This is a genomic window from Rhizobium herbae, assembly GCF_017873135.1.
GTDB lineage: Bacteria > Pseudomonadota > Alphaproteobacteria > Rhizobiales > Rhizobiaceae > Pararhizobium > Pararhizobium herbae.
In genome coordinates this window covers 92,502-112,953 of record NZ_JAGGJV010000012.1, presented here as the reverse complement: position 1 = coordinate 112,953, position 20,452 = coordinate 92,502, and the positions used below count along the sequence as shown (strand labels likewise).

The 20,452-nt window shown below is 59.2% G+C and carries 24 protein-coding genes; 6 read left to right on the top strand and 18 right to left on the bottom strand.

Annotated elements, in window-relative coordinates; translation table 11 throughout:
- Window positions 1-107 precede the first annotated feature (107 nt).
- The 14 genes from fliP to J2Z75_RS26535 all read right to left on the bottom strand — a co-directional run bounded on the left by fliP (window position 108) and on the right by J2Z75_RS26535 (window position 10,053).
- Window positions 108-845, bottom strand: coding sequence for a flagellar type III secretion system pore protein FliP (gene fliP / locus J2Z75_RS26600; RefSeq protein ID WP_209856643.1), 738 nt, complete (start codon window positions 843-845; stop codon window positions 108-110).
- Between the two features lie 7 nt (window positions 846-852).
- Complete coding sequence (locus tag J2Z75_RS26595; protein WP_209856641.1) at window positions 853-1,401, bottom strand: flagellar basal body-associated FliL family protein; 549 nt, start codon at window positions 1,399-1,401, stop codon at window positions 853-855.
- A 51-nt stretch (window positions 1,402-1,452) separates the two neighbouring features.
- Entirely contained in the window at window positions 1,453-2,163 is a 711-nt protein-coding gene (gene flgH, locus J2Z75_RS26590) for a flagellar basal body L-ring protein FlgH (RefSeq protein WP_209856639.1), read from the bottom strand.
- The gene (locus tag J2Z75_RS26585) at window positions 2,160-2,654 is read right to left on the bottom strand and encodes a MotE family protein (protein ID WP_234937598.1); all 495 of its coding nucleotides are present in this window, start codon (window positions 2,652-2,654) and stop codon (window positions 2,160-2,162) included. Before J2Z75_RS26585 ends, flgH begins: the two co-directional genes overlap by 4 nt.
- A gap of 50 nt (window positions 2,655-2,704) precedes the next feature.
- Window positions 2,705-3,820, bottom strand: a complete 1,116-nt coding sequence (locus tag J2Z75_RS26580; protein WP_209856632.1) for a flagellar basal body P-ring protein FlgI — start codon at window positions 3,818-3,820, stop codon at window positions 2,705-2,707.
- On the bottom strand, window positions 3,817-4,338 hold the full coding sequence (flgA, locus tag J2Z75_RS26575; protein ID WP_209856630.1) for a flagellar basal body P-ring formation chaperone FlgA: 522 nt from the start codon (window positions 4,336-4,338) through the stop codon (window positions 3,817-3,819). The genes J2Z75_RS26580 and flgA overlap by 4 nt, the downstream gene beginning before the upstream one ends.
- Before the next feature lie 17 nt (window positions 4,339-4,355).
- Window positions 4,356-5,144: a flagellar basal-body rod protein FlgG gene (gene flgG, locus J2Z75_RS26570; RefSeq protein WP_209856628.1), complete on the bottom strand. Its 789-nt coding sequence runs from the start codon at window positions 5,142-5,144 to the stop codon at window positions 4,356-4,358.
- A gap of 12 nt (window positions 5,145-5,156) precedes the next feature.
- Window positions 5,157-5,492 carry a flagellar hook-basal body complex protein FliE gene (locus tag J2Z75_RS26565; RefSeq protein WP_209856626.1) on the bottom strand — a complete coding sequence of 112 codons (336 nt, stop codon included), beginning with the start codon at window positions 5,490-5,492 and terminating at the stop codon, window positions 5,157-5,159.
- Window positions 5,492-5,911 carry a flagellar basal body rod protein FlgC gene (flgC, locus tag J2Z75_RS26560; protein WP_209856624.1) on the bottom strand — a complete coding sequence of 140 codons (420 nt, stop codon included), beginning with the start codon at window positions 5,909-5,911 and terminating at the stop codon, window positions 5,492-5,494. Before flgC ends, J2Z75_RS26565 begins: the two co-directional genes overlap by 1 nt.
- 5 nt (window positions 5,912-5,916) lie before the next feature.
- Window positions 5,917-6,297 carry a flagellar basal body rod protein FlgB gene (flgB, locus tag J2Z75_RS26555; protein WP_209856622.1) on the bottom strand — a complete coding sequence of 127 codons (381 nt, stop codon included), beginning with the start codon at window positions 6,295-6,297 and terminating at the stop codon, window positions 5,917-5,919.
- Window positions 6,298-6,528: 231 nt separating this feature from the next.
- Complete coding sequence (locus tag J2Z75_RS26550) at window positions 6,529-7,068, bottom strand: flagellar protein (protein WP_209856620.1); 540 nt, start codon at window positions 7,066-7,068, stop codon at window positions 6,529-6,531.
- Window positions 7,069-7,071: 3 nt separating this feature from the next.
- Window positions 7,072-8,469, bottom strand: a complete 1,398-nt coding sequence (gene fliI, locus J2Z75_RS26545; RefSeq protein WP_209856617.1) for a flagellar protein export ATPase FliI — start codon at window positions 8,467-8,469, stop codon at window positions 7,072-7,074.
- 77 nt (window positions 8,470-8,546) lie between these two features.
- Window positions 8,547-9,272, bottom strand: a complete 726-nt coding sequence (gene flgF, locus J2Z75_RS26540; RefSeq protein WP_209856615.1) for a flagellar basal-body rod protein FlgF — start codon at window positions 9,270-9,272, stop codon at window positions 8,547-8,549.
- A gap of 1 nt (window position 9,273) precedes the next feature.
- Window positions 9,274-10,053 carry a DUF1217 domain-containing protein gene (locus J2Z75_RS26535; protein ID WP_209856613.1) on the bottom strand — a complete coding sequence of 260 codons (780 nt, stop codon included), beginning with the start codon at window positions 10,051-10,053 and terminating at the stop codon, window positions 9,274-9,276.
- Window positions 10,054-10,237: 184 nt separating this feature from the next.
- On the opposite strand from J2Z75_RS26535, the gene motA reads away from it, so the two are divergent.
- The 6 genes from motA (at window position 10,238) to J2Z75_RS26505 (ending at window position 15,537) form a co-directional block, all read left to right on the top strand.
- The gene (gene motA, locus J2Z75_RS26530) at window positions 10,238-11,116 is read left to right on the top strand and encodes a flagellar motor stator protein MotA (RefSeq protein ID WP_209856611.1); all 879 of its coding nucleotides are present in this window, start codon (window positions 10,238-10,240) and stop codon (window positions 11,114-11,116) included.
- A 4-nt stretch (window positions 11,117-11,120) separates the two neighbouring features.
- Window positions 11,121-12,068, top strand: a complete 948-nt coding sequence (locus tag J2Z75_RS26525) for a FliM/FliN family flagellar motor switch protein (RefSeq protein ID WP_209856609.1) — start codon at window positions 11,121-11,123, stop codon at window positions 12,066-12,068.
- A 60-nt stretch (window positions 12,069-12,128) separates the two neighbouring features.
- A complete protein-coding gene (fliN, locus tag J2Z75_RS26520; protein WP_209856607.1) occupies window positions 12,129-12,743 on the top strand; it encodes a flagellar motor switch protein FliN in 615 nt (204 codons plus the stop codon).
- Between the two features lie 28 nt (window positions 12,744-12,771).
- Entirely contained in the window at window positions 12,772-13,803 is a 1,032-nt protein-coding gene (gene fliG / locus J2Z75_RS26515) for a flagellar motor switch protein FliG (RefSeq protein ID WP_209856605.1), read from the top strand.
- Window positions 13,804-14,014: 211 nt separating this feature from the next.
- Window positions 14,015-15,091: a flagellar biosynthesis protein FlhB gene (gene flhB, locus J2Z75_RS26510; protein WP_209856603.1), complete on the top strand. Its 1,077-nt coding sequence runs from the start codon at window positions 14,015-14,017 to the stop codon at window positions 15,089-15,091.
- A gap of 5 nt (window positions 15,092-15,096) precedes the next feature.
- Window positions 15,097-15,537 (top strand): hypothetical protein, encoded by a 441-nt coding sequence (locus J2Z75_RS26505; RefSeq protein WP_234937587.1) that lies wholly within the window; start codon window positions 15,097-15,099, stop codon window positions 15,535-15,537.
- A gap of 36 nt (window positions 15,538-15,573) precedes the next feature.
- Here the strand turns inward: J2Z75_RS26505 and visR are convergent, their stop codons facing one another.
- The 4 genes from visR to cheT form a co-directional block, all read right to left on the bottom strand.
- On the bottom strand, window positions 15,574-16,320 hold the full coding sequence (visR, locus tag J2Z75_RS26500; protein ID WP_209856601.1) for a transcriptional regulator VisR: 747 nt from the start codon (window positions 16,318-16,320) through the stop codon (window positions 15,574-15,576).
- Between the two features lie 10 nt (window positions 16,321-16,330).
- Window positions 16,331-17,071, bottom strand: a complete 741-nt coding sequence (gene visN, locus J2Z75_RS26495; protein WP_209856599.1) for a transcriptional regulator VisN — start codon at window positions 17,069-17,071, stop codon at window positions 16,331-16,333.
- Between the two features lie 943 nt (window positions 17,072-18,014).
- On the bottom strand, window positions 18,015-19,697 hold the full coding sequence (gene fliF, locus J2Z75_RS26490) for a flagellar basal-body MS-ring/collar protein FliF (protein WP_209856597.1): 1,683 nt from the start codon (window positions 19,695-19,697) through the stop codon (window positions 18,015-18,017).
- Window positions 19,698-20,004: 307 nt separating this feature from the next.
- On the bottom strand, window positions 20,005-20,397 hold the full coding sequence (cheT, locus tag J2Z75_RS26485) for a chemotaxis protein CheT (RefSeq protein WP_209856595.1): 393 nt from the start codon (window positions 20,395-20,397) through the stop codon (window positions 20,005-20,007).
- Between the last annotated feature and the right edge of the window lie 55 nt (window positions 20,398-20,452).

Genomic DNA, 20,452 nt, shown 5'->3' with positions numbered 1-20,452 from the left:
TCGGCAACCGACCCCTAAATTTATATATAAAATTCAAATGCTTGACAGATTATCAAAGGTCAAGCCAACGTCCAAAAATAGACGAACCATTAACCACGCCGGCGAGATCAGTTGAAAGACCGCACGAGGCTGCCGACAAGCAGGTTCCAGCCGTCGATGAGAACGAAGAAAAGGATCTTGAAGGGCAGCGAGATCGAGGTGGGCGGCAGCATCATCATGCCCATCGCCATGGTGATGGTCGCGACGATCAGATCGATCACCAGGAATGGCAGCATGATCAGGAAGCCGATCTCGAAACCGCGCCTGATTTCCGAAATCATGAAGGCCGGCACCACGGCGCGCAGATCGACCCTGTCGCCGACGACGACAGTCTGGCCCTTTTCCCGAGCGATATCGATGAACAGCTGCAGATCCTTGTCGCGCGTATTGGCGAGCATGAATTCCCGGAACGGTTCCGAGATGCGCGTCATCGCCTCCGTTTCATTGATCTGGTTCTGCAGGAGCGGATTGACGCCATTCTGCCAGGCCCGATCAAAAGTCGGCGCCATGACGTAGAAGGTCATGAACAGCGCAAGACTGACCATGATCATGTTGGAAGGCGTCGTGGCAAGCCCCATGCCGGAGCGAAGGATCGCGAAGGCGATGACGAAGCGCGGAAAGCTCGTCACCATGATGAGGATGCCCGGAGCGACCGACAGGACCGTCAGAAGGCCAAAGGTGCGGATGATCCAGGACGCAACGGAGCCGTCGATAGGCGTGTTCAGGATGTCGGCGGGAAAGCCCTGTGCTCCCGCAATACCCGACATCGCCAGCATGGCGGCTATGAATGCGATAGTCCGGATCATGAGCGAATCATTGGATAACAAATGTCCTGAAGATGACATTGGTTACGCGCCCTTCGGAGCGAAGGTCAACCCGTTCCTCGATGTCATCCTTGAGATATTGAAATCCGCGCGGTCCCTGGATCTGCTGCAGCGACACCGTTTTGAGATAGGCGGCGATATCCTGATGGATCTGCTCGGCCATCGCCACGTCGGGTGCACCCTTGAAAAGCAGCGCGACTTCAAGCCTGATCCAGTTTTCGGTGGGATAGGCGAGGTTGGTGGTGATCGCATCAAGCTGAACGACACCATTGGCCTCGGTCGCAATTTTCGGCAATCCCTCGTCTTTCTTGCCGCCCTCTTCGGCCGCCTGCGGCTGCCCGGCTTTTTTCAAAGCAATCGCCGCCCTGGCGTCCTCGATGATTTTTGCCTCCTCGGCGCTGACCGGTGCCGGAGCAAGCATGCCGCCGACCAGCCAGCCGCCGCCGCCGGCGATCAACGTCAGGACGGCGAGTGCCGCGATCATGACGACCGGCGATGACTTCTTCTGACCGGCATTGGCGGTATCGGCGTCGTCCATTTTTAAAATCCATCAAGTGTTGGCCACGTCAGGCGCGGCACTGTCGCGTCGTCAGATCGGCGAAACGATATCCATGACCTGCTGGCCCCATGGCGGCTGCTGCACTTCGCTCAGGCGGCCGCGGCCACCATACGAAATACGTGCCTCGGCGATCTTGTCGTAGGAGATCATGTTCTTCGCATCGACATCGTAGGGTCGAACGATACCGGCAACGTTGAGAATACGGATTTCGTGGTTGACCCGAACTTCCTGCGAACCGCTGATCAGCAGATTGCCGTTTTCGAGTACGCCGGTAACCACCGCCGCGATCAACAGGACCAGCTTTTCGGAGCGCTCCGTCGTGCCCTCACCCTTGGACTTGGTGTTCGAGCCGTAGTCGAGACCGCCCTTCCAGCCAAAGTCACTCGATTCGGACTGACCATTGGCACCGATGTTGAAGCCGCTGTCGTTGGTTCGGCTGCGATCCGTCTTGTTGTCGAATGAAGCCTTGTCGTCGATGCGGATATCGACGGTCAGGATGTCGCCGACCTTGAGCGCGCGGGCGTCCTTGAACAGGGCTGCCTGGTTGTCGCTCCACAGCGAATAGCCGTTGACGACCTGGCGCGGCTCCTTCGGATACATCGCCATCTGCGGCGTCTGCGCATATTGCAGGCCGCTGCCGATCGGGCTCATGGCGGGCGCCTTGCCGATCTCGTTCATCGTCTGGTTCTGACATCCCGTCAGCAGACTGGCGGCGAGAAGAACCGAAAGCGGATATCTCATGACGGTTCCTTCGATGTGTTCGGGTCTGTGGCGCTGGAGATGACATTGGTGAGAACCGCCGCCTTCTCGCTGCTCATCTCGCTCAGGATCAGGCTGGACTGGCGCGGCGGCAGCCGCATGATGATCGCCGCTGCGATGCCGGGATTGACAAGCTCGAGCTTGGCAGCGGCGGCATCCGGCTTCATCGTCTTGTAGATACCCACCAGGCCGATCTCCGCCTGCTTGAGAAAATCGTTGCGGCGCTTCAGCCAGTCTTCGTATTCGGCGCGGCGCTTCTCGAGCGTTGCGATACGCGCGTCGATGTCGCCTTGCAGCTTTTCGAGATCCTGCTTCTGGAGAAGATAACGCTGGTCGCGGGCGGCATCGGCGATATTGGTGCAGAACTGCTGGATTTCATCGCCATTCGCCGGGATGCCTGCGGCCGGTGCTGCCACCTCCTGCGCAAATGCGCCGGGCATGGCCAGCATGGTGCAGCCCGCGGCGATCATCATCAGGCGGCGGCGCAGACTGTTCGGTGCGAAGATAAGATTATTATGTGCGGTCATTGCAATACGAGCTCCGCCTGGAGGGCACCGGCCGTCTTGATACCCTGGAGAATGGAAATGATGCCGTCCGGCTTCACACCGATGCTGTTGAGACCAGCAACAAGCGAGCGCAGGTTTGAACCGTCCAGGATGGCGACGGTGCCGCCGTCCTGCGACGCGTCGATGGTCGTATTCGGCTCGACCGCCGTTTCACCGCGCGAAAAGGGTTCCGGCTGCACGACGGTCGGCGTTTCGGTGACCTGCACCGTCAGCGTGCCGTAGCTGACGGCAACCCGGTTGATCCGCACATCCTGCCCGATGACGATCGTGCCGGTGCGTTCATTGATCACGACGCGCGCGGGCACGTCTGTTTCGATGACGAGATTCTCGATATCGGCCATCAGGCGGGAGAGATCGGCCATCTTCGGCTTGTCGATCTCGACGGACTGGGAATCGCGCGCCTCGGCGATGTTGCCGCCGAACTGGGTTTTACCGTAGCGATTGATGGCCGCGGCCATGCCGACGGCGGTCGAAAAGTCAGGGTTTCTCAATTGAAGCACGAGATTGAAGGCGTCCTTGAACTTGGCCGGCAGTTCCCGTTCGATGATCGCGCCGTTCGGAACGCGGCCGGACGTGGTAATCCCTTGTGTAACGGATGCAGCGTCGCCCTGGGCGCTGAAACCCGTCACGACGACCGACCCTTGCGCAACCGCGTAGATCTGACCGTCGGCACCGGACAGCGAGGTCATGACCAGCGTCCCGCCGCGCAGCGAAGTGGAATCGCCAAGCGATCCGACAGTCACGTCGATGCGGGCGCCGGGGCTGGCAAAGGGCGGCAGATTGGCCGTCACGAGAACGGCGGCAATGTTCTTGGAGCGGGAATCGCCGCCCTGCGTCGAAATGCCGAGATTTTGCAGCATGGCGCGCAGGGACTGCTCGGTGAAGGGCGAAGACCGCAGGCTGTCGCCGGTTCCCTGAAGGCCGACCACGAGACCATAGCCGATCAGCTGGTTCTCACGCCCCGACTGCAGTGAAGCAATGTCCTTGATGCGCGACGCAGCCTCGGCCGGCGTGATCGCGATTGAAAAGACCGCCGCGAGCGCCAGCAACCATTTGCCGAAACGAAAGATCATTTTGCCACCACATGAATTGTGCCGTCATCCATCACCGTTCCGGAAACGATGATGCCGGAATCGGTATTGCGCACCCGGATCAGATCGCCGACCGCGGCGTTTTCCAGCGGGGCGCCGCCGGCGGTGATCGTCAGGGGGCCGTTGGTAAAGACGATCCGCACCGCCTTGCCACGCTCCACCGCATAGGGCTCGCGCAATGCGGAAACGAGAATGACGCGCCCTTGCAGCAGCGTGCGGCTGGTCACCTTGCCCGTCACCTGCTCGGTAGATGTCGCATAGTCACCAGCAAGAGCGGGATTGGTAACCTCGACCACTTCCAAACGGTTGCGGTCGATGACTTCGCCTGGATAGATGGTCTGGGTCGGGATGACCGCCATGGGCTTTTCGGCGAATGCCGCGCCTGGAAATATCAGGCCGGCGCAAAGGGAACCGGTGACCGCCAGCGCCCGCAGAAGGAAACTTGCGCGGGTCGCAGCAGCTGTCAATATCGATGCGGTGGCAGTCCGGCGAAACGTCATGTTTGCCATTCCCTCTTTTATCTCAGGTTCTTGCTGACCGTCGCGGCCATTTCGTCAGCCGCCTGGATGATCTTCGAATTCATTTCATAGGCGCGCTGAGCGGAGATCAGGTCGGTGATTTCCTTGACCGGATCGACGTTCGACGCTTCGAGATATTTCTGTTTGATCTGCGCGTAGCCCGGATCGGCCGGGGTCCCGACCACCGGCTCGCCGGAAGCAGCCGTCTGCTTGAAGAGGTTGTCGCCCTGCGGCTCAAGACCTGCCTCATTGACGAAGTTTGCGATCGTCAGCTGGCCGATCTGGGTGGGGATCGTGTCGGCGCCGACGCGAACCGACACCTCACCGGAGGAACTGACGGTGATCTCGCTGGAATTCGCCGGTACGGTGATTTCCGGAATGACCGTGTAGCCGTCGATCGTCACAAGCTGGCCGTCGGCATTGGTGTTGAAGGCGCCGGCCCGGGTGTATGATGTTTCGCCGTCGGGCGTTTCCACCTGGAACCAGCCGCGGCCGACCAGTGCCATGTCGAGGTCGTTGCCGGTGCTGACAAGGCTGCCCTGCAGATGCAGGTTGCGGACTGCGGAAGTCTGAACGCCGAGGCCGACGATGGCACCTTCCGGGACGATCGCCTGGTTGGCGCGGTTCGGCACGCCCTGGGCGCGTTCGGTCTGGTAGAGAAGGTCGGAGAATTCCGCACGCGCGCGCTTGTAACCGGTGGTGTTGATGTTCGCGATATTGTTCGCGATCACTTCCAGGTTCAGCTGCTGAGCGTTCATGCCTGTCGCGGCGATCGAGAGAGCCTTCATTGTTATTATCCTTTAAATCGGCATACGTGCGATTTCGAGATAGGCGCTGACAACCTTGTCGCGGATGGCGATGGCGGTTTGCAGCGACTGCTCGGCGTTCATGACGGAGTCGATGACTTCGCGGGTGTTGGCCTCGCCGCGGATGCCCTGAATGGAGGAGACTTCCGACTGCTTGAGGCTGTTGGTCATCTCGGTCGCCATGTTGCCCATGACTTCGGCAAAGCTCTGGGTTTTGCCGGCCGTGGCCGCACCGCCGAGAATGCTTTGCGCTGAGGAAGCGCTGGACGTGGACGCCACGTCCTTGACGGTCGAAAGGGCGGCGCCGATGGTCTGGATTGCATTGATCATTATTGCGAAGCCCTCAGAAGGTCGATTGTTGCGGAAATCAGGTCGCGTGCCTGCTTCGTGGTCTGGAGATTGGCCTCGTAGGAGCGGTTCGCTTCCCGCATGTCGGCCATTTCGATCAGCACGTTGACGTTCGGCAGCTTGACCATGCCCTTGTCGTCGGCTGCCGGATTGCCCGGATCGAACTCGACGTTAAATTCGGAATCGTCGGTTCCAAGACGCTGGACCTCGACAGTCGATGCGCCGCTGGCGCGGTCGATTTCGGCGGCGAAACTCACTGTCTTGCGGCGGTAAGGATCGGTGCCCGGTGTGTCGCCGGTGGAACGGGCGTTGGCGATGTTTTCCGAAACGATGCGCAGGCGCGTCGATTCCGCTTCGAGACCGGAGGCCGAAACCTTGAGAGCTGAAACCAGAGGATCCATGGCCGTTACTTCCGTACCGTCATGAGCATCATCCGGTGAAACGCCTTCACCAGCCCGGTATTGAGCTCGTAGTCGCGTTTGACTTCACCGGTCTTCATCAGTTCCTTTTCCAGCTGAACGCTGTTGCCGGACTGCTGAACCTCGGCATCGTCGAGCATGCTGGTTTCCGTCACCTGCGCCGAGCTGCTTCCGTCGGTAAAGTGCGCAGGATTGGTGGCCGCCATCTGAAAGCCCGTTTCCTGCAGGACGCTCTCGAAGGGTTTGACGTCCTTGGCGGCATAGTGCGGCGTATTGGCGTTGGCGATGTTACCGGCGACGACGTTCTGGCGGACTGCCAGCCATTGTGCCTGCCGGGAAGCGAGATCGAAAAGCTGTATCGGTTGCATCATGCGACTCCATGCTTGTTGCCGCCGAACCTATGGAAGCAATCTTGCGTGGACCTGAATTGGATGACGCATGGGAAAAGCGGCAGACGCGGGCGCTGCAAAGCAACGTGCCTGGGCGCAGGCAAACGGGCCGTCAGACGAAGAGGCAAGGACGGGGGACGCGCTGGCGCGTCAAGGGCTCGTCAGGCTGACACTGGCACGGCATTGTCGGCAACAGAGGGGCGGCCTTTGTCAGTCCGCCTGGTAGACGTCGCCCTTGGAGGTGATCATCACCCAGCGCCCGTCGCGCTGTTCCAATGTTGCGAGGCGGCTGTTGTCCGGCAGCGTCGAGCCGATGCGGACAATATACATGCCGCTGCTGTCTTCGATCAGCGCACGGCCGTTGGCGACATGCATCAGCTTGAAGCCGTTAGCGGAGGGAAACGGCTGCTCCAGATCTTCCTCTGCGCCAGGTTTCTTGGCGTCGCCCGCGTTCGGAACCGTGGCTGTTGTCAGCTGATCAATGGCTTCCTGCGTTGCAGCGTCGCGCTCCATCATCGCGACGGGAGACGACGTGCCGCCGTGGCCTTCGCGGCCCGGTACGTCACGCGTGTTGCCCTGCCAAAGGGTCGGCATGGAAAACTTGTCCTGGTGCAGGAAAGCATACCAGGGAAAGAACGTGGCGAGCGCTGCAAGAGCGACACCCGTCGCGCCTAGCGCCTTGTCGATCAATGGCGTGCGTTCGCCGCGCTTGCGCTGGGGCACGATTTCGTCGGCATCGTAATCTGTCATCGCTTATCCCCTTCGCGTGTTCTGCGCCTGACCGCCGATGGTCGCCGCCGCCTTCAGCGCATTTGCGAGGTCGGTAAACGCATCGAAGGCCGGCCGCTCACCGGGCGTCTGTTTCAGAATGTCGTAGATGACGGGAACCTGCTTGATCGCCATGTCCAGGTCCGGATCGCTGCCCGGCCGGTAACCGCCGATGAGGCGCAGATCGCGGGTTTCCTCGAAGCGGTGGATCAGCGATTTCAAGCGCCCGACGAGCTTCTCCTGGTCCGGCGACCAGGCCTTGCGCGCCAAGCGCGATACGGATGCAAGCGGATTGATCGGCGGATAGCGGCCCTCTTCTGCGAGGCTGCGATCCATGACGATATGGCCATCGAGAATGCCGCGCGTCGAGTCGGCGATCGGGTCGTTGTGATTGTCGCCATCGACGAGAATGGAGATGATCGCGGTGATCGTTCCCGCCCCTTCGGCGCCCGGACCGGCACGTTCGAGAAGACGCGGCAGCTCGGTGAAGACGGAGGCGGGATAACCGCGTGCGATCGGCGGCTCGCCCGAGGCGGTCGCGACCTCGCGGATGGCATGAGCAAAGCGCGTAACGCTGTCGACGATCAAAAGGACATTGTCGCCCTGGTCGCGGTAATGCTCGGCAATCGTCACGGCCGTCAGCGGCGCCATCTTGCGCAGCATCGGGCTCTCGTCACTGGTGGCGACCACCGCCACCGACTTGGAGAGGTTCTCACCGAGCGTATCCTCGATAAATTCGCGTACTTCACGGCCACGTTCGCCGACCAGCGCGATAACGACCTTGTCGAAGGCATCGGCGCGGGCAAGCATCGACAGCAATGTCGATTTGCCGACGCCGGAGCCTGCGAAGACGCCGAGACGTTGGCCGAGGCAGAGCGGAGAAAAGATGTCGATCGCCCGTACACCGGTGCGGAAGCCATGTTCGACGCGCTTGCGGGTCATCGACGGTGGCGCGGTGTTGGAAATGGGCCTGCGGATGTCGCCCTGCATCAACGGGCCACGCCCGTCGATGGGCTCTCCCAGCGAGTTGATCGTGCGGCCGCACCAGGATTCGGTCGGCGCGATGCGGAATGCACCCTTGCGGATCACCGTGTCGTGAATGCCGATCGGATCGCCCGGCTCGATCGGGCAGACGACGACAGTTTCCTGCTCGACTTTCACGACCTCGCCGAGATGAACGCCGGTCGAACTCTTGTGCGCGACGAAATCGCCGAGGCGAACATGGCGGGAAAGCCCGGTCACCGTGTAGTGGCCAGCCGAGATCATCTGGACATGGCCGCCCGGCGCGATCGAAAAATCCGGATTGGAATAACGCCCGACAAGGCCGGCGAGCGCCGCCAGCGACGTCGACGAATTGCGTATCTGGAGTTTTTCGTTGTGCATTCCGGTTCCTGCCGTCTGCGCGCCAGCCCTAAAGAGCCTGCCTGTGCGTGGCTTCAGCCATTAAAAAATCAACGATGCTATTTGCTGCCGCCGAGCGTCTTGATCGCTTCGTCCAGCGACCCTTCGCTGTCGCGCATCAGTGCCGTAACGTTCTCGAATGCGCGCGACACCATGATCAACTGCGACATTTCCTGAACCGGATTGACGTTGGATTCTTCGACATAGCCCTGCATCACGCCGACATCGAAGCGATCGACGACCGGCTCAGGCTGGGATTTGGGCATGACAGCGCTGTTATCGTAGCGGGAAAAGCCGTTGCTGAAATTGGCTTCGTAGAGGCCGAGCGCGGCGACCTGGGTTCCATCCTGGTGAATGGAGCCGTCCGCGCCCACCTTGATTTCGTTGGCCTGGGAATTGAGCTGGATCGGTGCGCCGCCGGCGTCGAGAACCGGATATCCTCTAAGGGTCACCAGATCGCCGGTTTCCGTCAAGGTAAAGCGGCCGTCGCGAGTCAACGCCGTACCACCTGGCGTATCGATCTGGAACCAGGCATCGCCTTTGATGGCAAAATCCAGCTGGTTGCCGGTGCGGTTCAGGCCGCCATTGTTCGTGTTGAGGAACTCCTGTCCCTCGGAAACGAACGACACCTTTGCGGGCTTTGTATCGCCGAGCAACTGGTTGAACTTCACTTCCGTCGAACGGAAGCCGACCGTACTCGAATTGGCGACGTTGTCGGCCAGCGTGTTCATGCGTTTTTCAAGCGCCATCTGGGATGAGACGGCAACATAGAGACCGGTTTGCATTTCAGCGTCCCCCGAGTTTCAGCGTATTGATGGAGAGAAGGAGGTCGGAGGAAATTCCATACCCGCTGGATGAACCAAAGACGGCGAGTGGATCATAGGGATCCGAAGAGTTGTTGATTTCCCAAAGTGCGGTGAACCGTTCCAGCATCTTCGACAGCTTGGCCGGATCCTGGAAATCCTTGATATCGATCGATTTCTCGATTGCCGCCGCCTGCTTGTCGATATCGGACGCGGCGAATTCGTCAGGCATCTGCAGCAGCGTGCGGGTGACCTGTGCCAGGGCGTCGTCGGCCAACAAACCGAAAGCGCTGGTCACGGTTGGCGCCGTGCGTTCGAAATAGAGCGCCAGGCGCACGCCGGCGTTTTCCTCGCCTGCATTCTGCTCCAGGGTCTGGCGCGCATATTTGTCAGCGACGCCTTTCTGGGCTTTGTCGAAGGATGTGGCCGCCGTGCCGTTGCGGGCGAAGTTCAGCGATTCGACGAGGTCCGAATAGCGGCTGTCGGTCAGCTGCTTGGCGAAAGTGTCATCGCCATCGACGCCTTCGGTCAGCACCTTGCGCATGAAAGCCTTGGCATACCCCATGTCTTCAAGGCCATGAGCCTTGATGGCGTAGTTATAAAGCCGCGTATCGGCGAAGAAGTCGTCGATCGTTTTGACGTTGCCGATATTGGCCAGATAATATTCGGTCTCGCGCGCCACATCCGGCTGCTCGGACACCCGTTCCAGCGATTTGGTGAGGTTGCCTGCTATCATCTGGTAGCTGGTATAAGTCGTCGTCACGACGTTTCCCCGTTCATCCATTAGAAATGACGCAACAAGCGCCGATTGAACGGAAACCTGACGGCTGTTGCTTGCGCGAACCTGTTTCCCCGCAAGGCCCGCAAAAGCGGCCGACAGCCAGCCTCACGCAAGGCTGACCGCCTAACGATACGATCGAAAATCCACCATTGCGGCAGGTATCGAAATGAACATCATCATCGGGTTCCTCTTGACATTGGGCTGTATCCTCGGCGGCTTCATCGCCATGGGCGGCCATATGGAGGTCCTGAACCAGCCCTTCGAGCTCCTCATCATCGGCGGCGCCGGCATCGGCGGCTATATCATGGCCAATTCGATGAAGGTGCTGAAGGATACCGGCAAGGCACTCGGCGAGGCCTTTACCCACAAGGTACCGAAGGAGCGCAATTATCTCGACACGCTGGGCGTGCTCTACAGCCTGATGCGGGATCTGCGCACGAAGTCACGCAACGAGATCGAAAGCCATATCGACAACCCCGACGAATCCGCGATCTTCCAGTCCGCCCCGACGGTGCTGAAGAACAAGGAGCTAACGGCCTTCATCTGCGACTATGTCCGCCTCATCATCATCGGCAATGCCCGTTCACACGAGATCGAGGCGCTGATGGACGAGGAAATCAACACGATCACCCACGACAAGATGAAACCCTATCAAGCGCTGACGACGATGAGCGACGCTTTCCCCGCCATCGGCATCGTCGCCGCCGTCCTCGGCGTCATCAAGGCGATGGGCGCCATTTCCGAAGCGCCGGAAGTGCTGGGCGGCAAGATCGCCGCCGCGCTCGTCGGCACCATGCTCGGCATCTTCCTGTCCTACTGTATCGCCAGCCCGGTGATCGCCAACATCAAGGCCGTCCGCGACAAGCAGAACCGTCTGTATATCATCGTCAAGCAGACCCTGCTTGCCTACATGAACGGCTCTGTCCCACAAGTCGCACTCGAATACGGCCGCAAGACCATTTCGGCATACGAGCGCCCCTCGATCGATGCCGTCGAGCAGGAAATGATGAACCCCGGCGGCGGCAGCGAAAGCAAGGCGGCTTGATCCGATGACCTCAGCAGACAAGAACAACGTGTATACCTTCGACCGCAAGCTGCTTGCCCGGATGACCGGCGGGCTCGGCGACGCCAAGACGATCGGCAAGCTGTGCGGCGAAATCGGACAGGTCTTTACCGAATTCCTGCCGGACATCTTCCAGAACGAAACCGGTCTCGGTATCGAGATCGGCTATGGCGGCTTCGATACCGGCCTGAAGTCGGAACTGATTGCCAAGCTCGGCAGCGGCGTGGCCCTGTGCGACACATCCCTGCGCAACTGGTGCCCCGATTTCATCATCAGCTGTGACAGCCCCGTGATTATCACCCTGATGGAAATCCTGCTCGGCGCGCCGTCGAACACGATCGAAGAGCCGAAACCGCGCTCGCTTTCCAACATCGAACTCGATGTGGCGACCATGATCTTCGAAAAGGTGGCCGACGTACTGAAGTCGGCGGTCACTGTTGCCGGCAGCTTCGAGCCGATTATCGGACGGCCCTACAATGCGGGCGAACGACCGGCCGCGGATCCGGATGTCGCTGATGTCTATGCCGCCTGCATCAATGTGACGATGGGTCTCGGGCCCGTTCTTTCGACCTTCTCGATCATCGTCCCGCAACAGACCTTGCTAAAGACGACCGTCGTTTTTCCAAAGGGCGTCGGCCAGGGGCGCAAGGCCAAGGGCGAGTGGGGCGAACAGCTGGAACAGCAGGTGCGACGCTCCACCGTAAACCTTGAGGCACGCATCAAGCTGCAGAGCCTGACCCTCGACACAATCAGCCGCCTTCAGCCCGGCGACGTCATTCCCTTCCAGGATGCCAAGGACGTCCGCGTCGAGATCAACGCCAACGGCCGCGACCTCTATGTCTGCGAGTTCGGGCGGTCCGGCGCAAAATACACGGTTCGGATCAAGGATACCCACGGTTCGGAGAATGACATTCTCCACCATCTGATGAGTTAAAAGCCCCCTGCCTTACCCGGCAACATGGTTGGGGCAAGTTTCAACTGGAATAGTTTGCACATGGCACCCAAGAAAGCACCAATTGAAGACAAGACGATCCTGAACGTCGGCGATGCCGAGCTCGATCAGGCCATCGACGATCTGCGTGGCGTCCTGCAAAGCGATGCCACGGGCACTATCCCGGAAACGGATTTCGGCATGGATTTCGCCGCGACGTCGACGATCGGCGAGACATCGGATTTCGGAACCGCGTTCGAAACACCCGACAGCGATCTCAGCAGCTTCGGCGGCGATTTCGGCGGCAGCAGCAGTTTCGCCGACCTGGATCAAGGTACGGCGTCTTCGGCTTTCGACGCCGACTCCTTTGGCGGCGGCAGCACGTTCGAGAATCAGGCTTCCGGCGAACCCGGCAGCGGCATGACGGCCAATCTCGATCTGATCATGGACATTCCGATCGATGTGCAGATCGTGCTCGGCACGAGCCGCATGCAGGTCTCCGGCCTGATGAACCTGACGGAAGGCGCGACCATCGCCCTCGACCGCAAGATCGGCGAGCCGGTCGAAATCGTCGTCAACGGCCGGGTCATCGGCCGTGGCGAGATCACGGTTCTTGACGAAGACGAAACACGTTTCGGTGTAAAACTCATCGAAATCAAGGGTACCAGTAAAGTTTGAACCCGGTTAGGGTCATGAGGATCAATCCATGATGGATTTCGACAATTTTGAAGCTTCGGCGCTTACCCGGCCACTCACCCAGATGGACAAGGCTGCTGCCGTTCTCCTCGCGATGGGCAAGCCCATTGCCGGCAAGTTGTTGAAATTCTTCACACAGAGCGAACTACAGGGCATCATCGCCTCGGCCCAGTCGCTCCGCTCGATCCCTCCCCACGAGCTGGAAGTCCTGGTGAACGAGTTCGAGGACCTGTTCACCGAAGGCGCCGGCCTGATGGACAATGCCAAGGCCATCGAAGGCATTCTTGAAGAGGGCCTGACGCCGGACGAAGTGGACGGCCTGCTCGGCCGCCGCACGGCCTTTGCCTCCTATGAAGCCAATATCTGGGACCGCCTGCAGGATTCCGACCCGGTTTACGTCGCCCAGAGCCTGGGCAAGGAACATGCACAGACGATCGCCTATGTCCTGTCGATGATGCCATCGACCTTTGGCGCCAAGGTTCTGCTGCAACTGCCCGAAAGCAGCCGCGCCGACATCATCAACCGTGCCGTCAACATGAAGAACGTCAGCCCCAAGGCCGCGCAGATCATCGAAACCCGTGTGATCGAGCTGATGCGCGAGCTGGATTCGGATCGGAACTCGGTGGGATCGCTCAAGATCGCCGAAGTCATGAACGAGCTGGAAAAAAACCAGGTCGATACGCTCCTTGCCTCGCTCGAATCCATCAGCGCGGAATCGGTCAAGAAGGTTCGCCCGAAGATCTTCCTCTTCGACGACGTCCTCTACATGCCGCAGCGCAGCCGCGTGCAGCTGTTCAACGACGTATCGGGCGACATCATCACGATGGCGCTGCGCGGATCGAGCATGGAACTGCGCGAATCTGTCCTCGCCGCCATCGGCGCGCGCCAGCGCCGCATGATCGAATCGGACCTGGCAGCCGGCGACGTCGGCATCAATCCGCGCGATATCGCCATTGCCCGCCGTTCGATCACGCAGGAAGCCATTCGCCTTGCCGCCAGCGGCCAGATCGAACTCAAGGAAAAGGAAGCGGCCGCGGCCTGATCGGACGCCGCATCGCCCTTCACGCCTTCCAGCACGCAAAACCCTTCAATCGATTTCGATTGGAGGGTTTTTTCGTGAGGCGCCCACCCGTTCCCTTTACTTTCTGTGAAGCATCGGGTTTCCGCACATATCTTTCTTGCATGCTCTTTGGCCTCGGCTCACAACCGTTTAACGGCAACGGCCGCCATGATGCACGAGAGGTCTTCATCCGATGTCGGACGATCAGGACAAAGATAGCAAAACAGAATCGCCGTCCGAGAAAAAAATGACCGACGCCATCGAGAAGGGCAACACGCCCTTCTCGCGCGAAGTCACCATGTTCGCCTCGGTCGTGGCCATCTACATCTTCGTCGTTTTCTTCCTGCCCCAGGGTTTCGCCACCGTCGCGGAATCGCTGAAGGATATTTTCGAGCAGCCGGAAGCGTGGCGTATCGATACAGCAACGGACGTGGTTGCGCTGGTCTCCCACCTGTTCTGGAAGGCGAGCGCATTGCTCATTCCCTTTTTCACCCTATTGATCGTATTCGGGATCGGTTCGTCGATCCTGCAGAACCTTCCGACGCCGGTACTCGATCGCATCGCGCCGAAGATGAACCGGATTTCGCCGATTGGCGGCTTCAAGCGTATTTACGGCATTCAAGGTGTCGTTGAATTCGCCAAGGCATTCACCAAGGTGGCGATCGTTTCGCTCATCATCGTCCTGACACTCTGGAACGACTACTACGCCACGCTCGATTCGATGTTTTCGGATCCGCTGACGATTTTCGCGACGATATCGAAAGATTTCAATCAGATCATGATCGTCATCCTGATCTCCACCTGCGTTATCGCGGTCGCCGACTTCTTCTGGACACGGCACCACTGGTACACCGAACTCAGGATGACGAAACAGGAGGTCAAGGAAGAGCTGAAGCAATCACAGGGCGACCCGATCATCCGCGCGCGGCTTCGCTCGATTGCCCGCGACCGCGCCCGCCGGCGCATGATTACCTCGGTTCCCCGCGCCACGCTCGTCATTGCAAACCCGACGCACTATGCCGTTGCGCTGCGTTATGTCCGCGAGGAGGGCGATGCGCCGGTGGTGGTTGCCAAGGGCCAGGACCTCGTGGCGCTGAAGATTCGCGAGATCGCGGAGGAAAATGGCATCCCGGTTTTTGAAGACCCGCCTCTCGCCCGCTCAATGTTTGCGCAAGTCTCGGTGGATAGTGTGATTCCACCGGTGTTTTACAAGGCAGTCGCCGAACTCATTCACCGGGTCTATGCAACGCAGCCGAAACGGATGACGTGATCCCAATGAAAAAATGCGAATATTCGGAACAACGCGAAAAAATAGTAGCTGATGCGATTCGTCCTGTTGCGACCGAATTGCGTCTGATCGATGCAGCCGACTTCATCGCGCTGCTCCGTTTTGAATCGCATGGGAGCCTGGCCGATCTGGTATCGTCAGCGGCGGAACTCTATTTTCTTCCCGGCACGGTAAATTTCGGGATCGGCGGCAACTACTCGCTGGATTGGGACACAGAGCCGGAGATCACCCTTGATCTCGAATTGAAGCCGGACGGCGTCACCATCTATGCCCAACTCGCCTTGGGCAAGGATTCCGCCGGCCTTGAAATCAACCATATCGCCTTTCAAAAGCCGTCCAACGACCCGGACGAGAATACCGCGTTTCTGGTCAAGAGCCTGAACGCCGCGAAATTCACCAAATCCTATCCGACCGCGCTTGCGGGTTGAAACCGGACGCCGGCCATGATGGCCGAAAAAATCCAATCAGCTGATATAGCCGAGACGAATGGCCTTGGCGATCGCCTGGATTCTGTTGACCGAATCCAGCTTGGTCGTCGCCGCGCCGAGATAGGCGTTTACCGTATGGACCGACAGTCCCATCTTCTCGGCGATCTCCTCGCTGATGTATCCGTCGCCGGCCATCTGCAGACAGCCGATCTCGCGATCGCTGAGCGATTCGGCCGGGAGCATCCGGCGTTCGTCTGCCGCCAACAGGTCCGTCATGATCTGGCAGCTTCGGCCGTGCAGATCGATGATCGCCTCGCTCGACAGGTCGATGTAGCTGCCGGTGAAGACTACATAGCCATTGCCCTGGGCACCAAGCCTGACCGGCAGCGCGATGCCGGAATACGGCAGTATCCGCGCAGCCAGACGTTGGGTGAAGCGGGCAAAGTCCGATGTCTCCGCCGCCTGGTATTCGCCGGTGCCGTTCCACATGACCGGCAGCAGCGATGTATCCAGGTGCGCCAGCAACTCCTCGCCATAGGCCGATGTCAGTTCGTGCGCCGTTGCTTCGGCGTCAGCGCCCCAGTTGTCGAGGACACAGGTCAGCTTTCGCGACGCCGGCAGACCGTTTCCATTCAGGCGCAGAACGGCAAAGTTCCTGGCGTTGATCTGCTTCTGCATGACCTGGAGCCGTGCGACGAGCGTCGCCGCCCGTGACGCCCTGGCCTGTTGCCGCCCGGCCTTGCAATCATCTCCTGCACGTGGATTCGGAAGGAAATAGGTCATGGCCGGCTTCCTAAACGAGGTTGTTACGAACGGCATAGGCGATGGCCTCGGAGCGGGTCTTCGTCGCCGTCTTGCGCATCACGCTGGTGATGTAGTTGTTGATGGTATTGCGCGAGATGCCGAGGATGACGGCGATCTCGTCGCTGGTCTTGCCCTCGGCGATCCAGAAGAGGCACTCGAGCTCGCGTTCCGTCAATTCGAATTCGCGATCGGTCCGCACGCCGCGCTCGCTGGTGAAGCTGGCGAAATAGCCCGTCAGCAGACCGACATCCCTCAGGCTCTCCTGGGAGAGGATCACGTCCTGCGGGAAAAGCAGCATCAGCGACAGACGGGCGCGCCCGACATTGAAGGTTATGGCGCAATATTCGCGGCTGATGCCGCGACTAATGTCGATGTCATCCGGCAGGCTCATAAAGACCGGCTGCATCACAGAAAGACACTTCTCCATTTCGTTGGTCTTGGAATGGAGTTGCGACATGACCTTGCCAAGGCGCTTGACGACATCGAACGGCCAGTCCGAACACACGACGAAGTCGAGACCTTCATCCTGCGACAGATCGTACCGCGCAAGAAGATAGTGAGTGGCGCCGACGTAGTCCGTCAGGGCGGCAAGACCTTTGTTCAGGTTGCCACGCTCGGCGAACTCGCCAAGCCTGCGAATGAGCTGCTCCTTGGATGGAGCCCGCCCGACACCACGCACGCCCGCGACCGGCGCGGGCCAGATCGCAATCTCTGTTTGTAGAGCATCCATGACATTACCCCCGTGATGGATTCGCCTGTGCTCATTCAAGCGTCTTTCGCCGCCGCCGCCGGCAACTGTGTCGAGGCATTCCGCCTTCCCCGACATCCGCAAATCAGTACGCGAATCACTACATAAAATGTACATCGCCCTCTGTGAAAAACTACTGCCCGCTTATCGGGATTTACTTTTGGATAATTCCGTGAAACGATTCGTATCAAGGTGATTTGCAAGACGATGCGAGGACTACAGATCGCCGCCCGTTCGTTTTAAGTAACTGTAATTGTAGCGTTTTTATAAAAATTATTGTCTGCAACGCCCCGGGTCCCATCGATTGGACGGCGCGAAGCTCTTGCTAGCGCGCCAAAACGGCTGAGCAAATCACCATTTTTTCGATCAGTCGCATTTGTCAAGTTTTCATTTTTTTATTTGTTTTTCGCGATGTTGCCGAATTACATCATCGCAACGCGCCATCAAAATAGGTGCAACGCAAAAAATGCAAAGTTAATATTAAAATATTATTGCAGTAATAGTTTGATCATGCTGAATCTTGGCGGATTGCCCGAATCAATACCTGGACCACCACCCGCAACGGCCCAGACAAACCGCATCGTCCCCAGGAAAAAAGTAACGTTTTGTTAAATATAACGAATCTCGAAATGAATCGTTACGTCGTTTGGATGCGTCGCGATTCTTGCCGGTACGCCGTCGCGCCAAGGCAATACAGAAGACTGAGGCGAGTCTATTGTCGGCGGGAATATGGGCCCAATGATTTAACGGCGATTTTTTTCAGAATCCGATGAAAGGCTGGGTCTGCGCGCCAGGGTGCAGACGCATTTTCCCACGCTGCTCCTGAGTTGAAACAACTTTTATCCTGTGCAAACTGAAAAACCCGCCGGCATCGGCGGGTCTCTTTTTGCACATATACGTCGATGGAGAAAACGACCGTCTGTCGTCAGGCGGCCTTCTCGGCAACCCATTTGCGAAGGATCTTGGCGGCACGTTCCTCGCTGATTTCGACCATCCGGGCGAGCCTGCGTTCGGGGCCTTCCTTGACCCTTCGGTTGAAGCCGCCTTCGTCTCCAAGGCTGAGCAGGTCGTCGGTGCTGTCGAACCCGAAATCGGAGCCGAAGCCTTCCATGAGGGCCCCACCGGCCGCACCGGTCGCCGCGGGCGAGAAGTCCGGCAATTCCAGGCCGACCGCTTCGTTCTCGGCAAGCGCCGCGCCACCGCCACCCAGCCCCATCGATCGGGCCAGCGGACGCATTCCCATCCAAACCACCAGGAAGGCCACCACAATGAAGGCAAGGGCATTGATAATACCACCCAGATTGCGGGTCAGCGTTTCCATGATGCCCGGACCGGAAACCGCCTCGTCGAGCAGTTGCGTGTTGACGAAGTCCATCGCGGTCAGCGTGATCGTGTCGCCGCGTGCCGGATCCAGACCGACAGCCGAGGCGACAATCTTCTGCATTTCCTGGACATAGGCGTCGATCTTCGCCTGGTCCGCACCCTCGCCGACCATGGCGGCAACCCGACCGCGATTGACGACGACGGCGACCGAAAGCTTTTCCAGCGTATAGCTGCTCTTGACGGTCGCGACAGTCTTCGAGTTGATTTCGTAGTTGGTCTGTTCTTCCTTCTTTTCCGTCTGGTCGTTCGACTGGGGCCCTGTGGCGCCGCCTGTCGGAGCGGCCTGGGGAACGTTCTGCTGCACGGTCGCCGCGTTGTCCGCCTGTTGCTGGCTGGATTTCTGCTGTTCCTTGGTGACCCGGGTCGAGCGTTCGACGCGCGATTCCGGATCAAAGACCGTTTCCTGGATCTGCTGGGTATCGGTGTTCAGCTTGGCGGTGACGCTGGCACGGAAGTTGTCCATGCCGAGGAATGGCGCGAGCGCCTTGTCGATGTTGCTTTCGATTTCCTGCTGAACATTCTGAATGATGCCCAGCGACTGGTTCATTGCGCTGTTGGACGGATCGTCACCGGAGGCCAAAAGCTGACCGGTCGAATCGAGGATCGTTACATCGTCGATGCCAAGGCCCGGAACGGACGACGCCACCAGATGGCGGATCGATGCTGCGGCGTTGCGACCAATATTGGCGCTGGCCCGGATCATCACCGAAGCCGTCGGCTTCTGCTCGGTCTTTCGGAAGCTGCCGCGGTCGGCCATGACGATATGGACGCGAGCCGCCGAAATTCCGGAGATCTGCTGGATCGTGCGGGCGATCTCACCCTCGAGTGCGCGGACGCGAGTGACTTCCTGCATGAAGGAGGTAAGGCCCAGCGAACCGACATTGTCGAAGAGTTCGTAGCCGGCATTGGCGCTGTTGGGCAGGCCGCGCTCTGCGAGATACAGTCTCGCCTTACCCGTCATACCGACCGGCACCTGCAGGCTGGATCCATCGGAGCCGACCTCAAAATCGATGTTTGCTTCGGCAAGGGCAACGCTGACCTGGTTGAGGTCATTGCTCTCCAGCCCGACATACAGCGTTTCATAGGAAGGTTTGTTGACGTAGAGGCCGGCAGCGAGAACGATCCCGACTGCGATTACCCCGGCTGAAATCAGCGCTATGAGTTTTCCCTGCCCGAGAGCAGCCAGGTTTTTCGTGACCGTCGAAAATTGATCCAACAGATTCATTCTGTTTCCGCACCCAGTGGCGCATGTTCCGGTCAGGCAACATCGCCTGGGGAGTAAACATGCGCAGATCCAAACATTCGGGTTTACTGGATCGATCGGGCGCCTGTCCGACTTCGTCAAATCACGCGCAAATCTACCAGTCCCGATTGGCACACTAGGAAACGAAACTTGCGCGAACTTGTCTTGGAAGGCCGCTTTTGGCTGCGGTGCAAAATAGTCGGCCGACCTGGATCCGGCCCAAAACGAAACCGCCGCCTCAAGACGATCATTGAGGCGGCGGAAAAGGCGGAAAAGGACTTGGCGACGGCTAGAAGGCTTCGAAATCGCCGGCCGCTTCCGTCAGCGGCTGGGAATGACCGTGGCGCAGCATGCCGTTGCCGAGCGACTTCTGCATGTCGGCAAGCTTGACGAGATTGAGAGCTGTGGTCACGTCCACGAGCCAGGACTGGGGAATGGCGGCGGTGACGGTATCGATGAACTCGGCAAGGCCGCGTGTTTTCTGCACGGCAAGATCGATGCCCTGCAGAACCTTCATGCGATCGGTCGATTCCAGAACCGCCTCGCCATGAATATCGCTCAGCATCGGTTCGATCCGCTCGATGAGGTAAGCCACGTCATAGAGCTCCGAAACGATGCGCATCATCACATCCGGGAGCGCCTCGTCAACGTGGGGCATATGGCTCTTCAGTTCAGTCAGCATTACTCGTCCTCACGCTGGCACAATTGCCGTCCAAGATTTCCCAGCCGAACGGCCA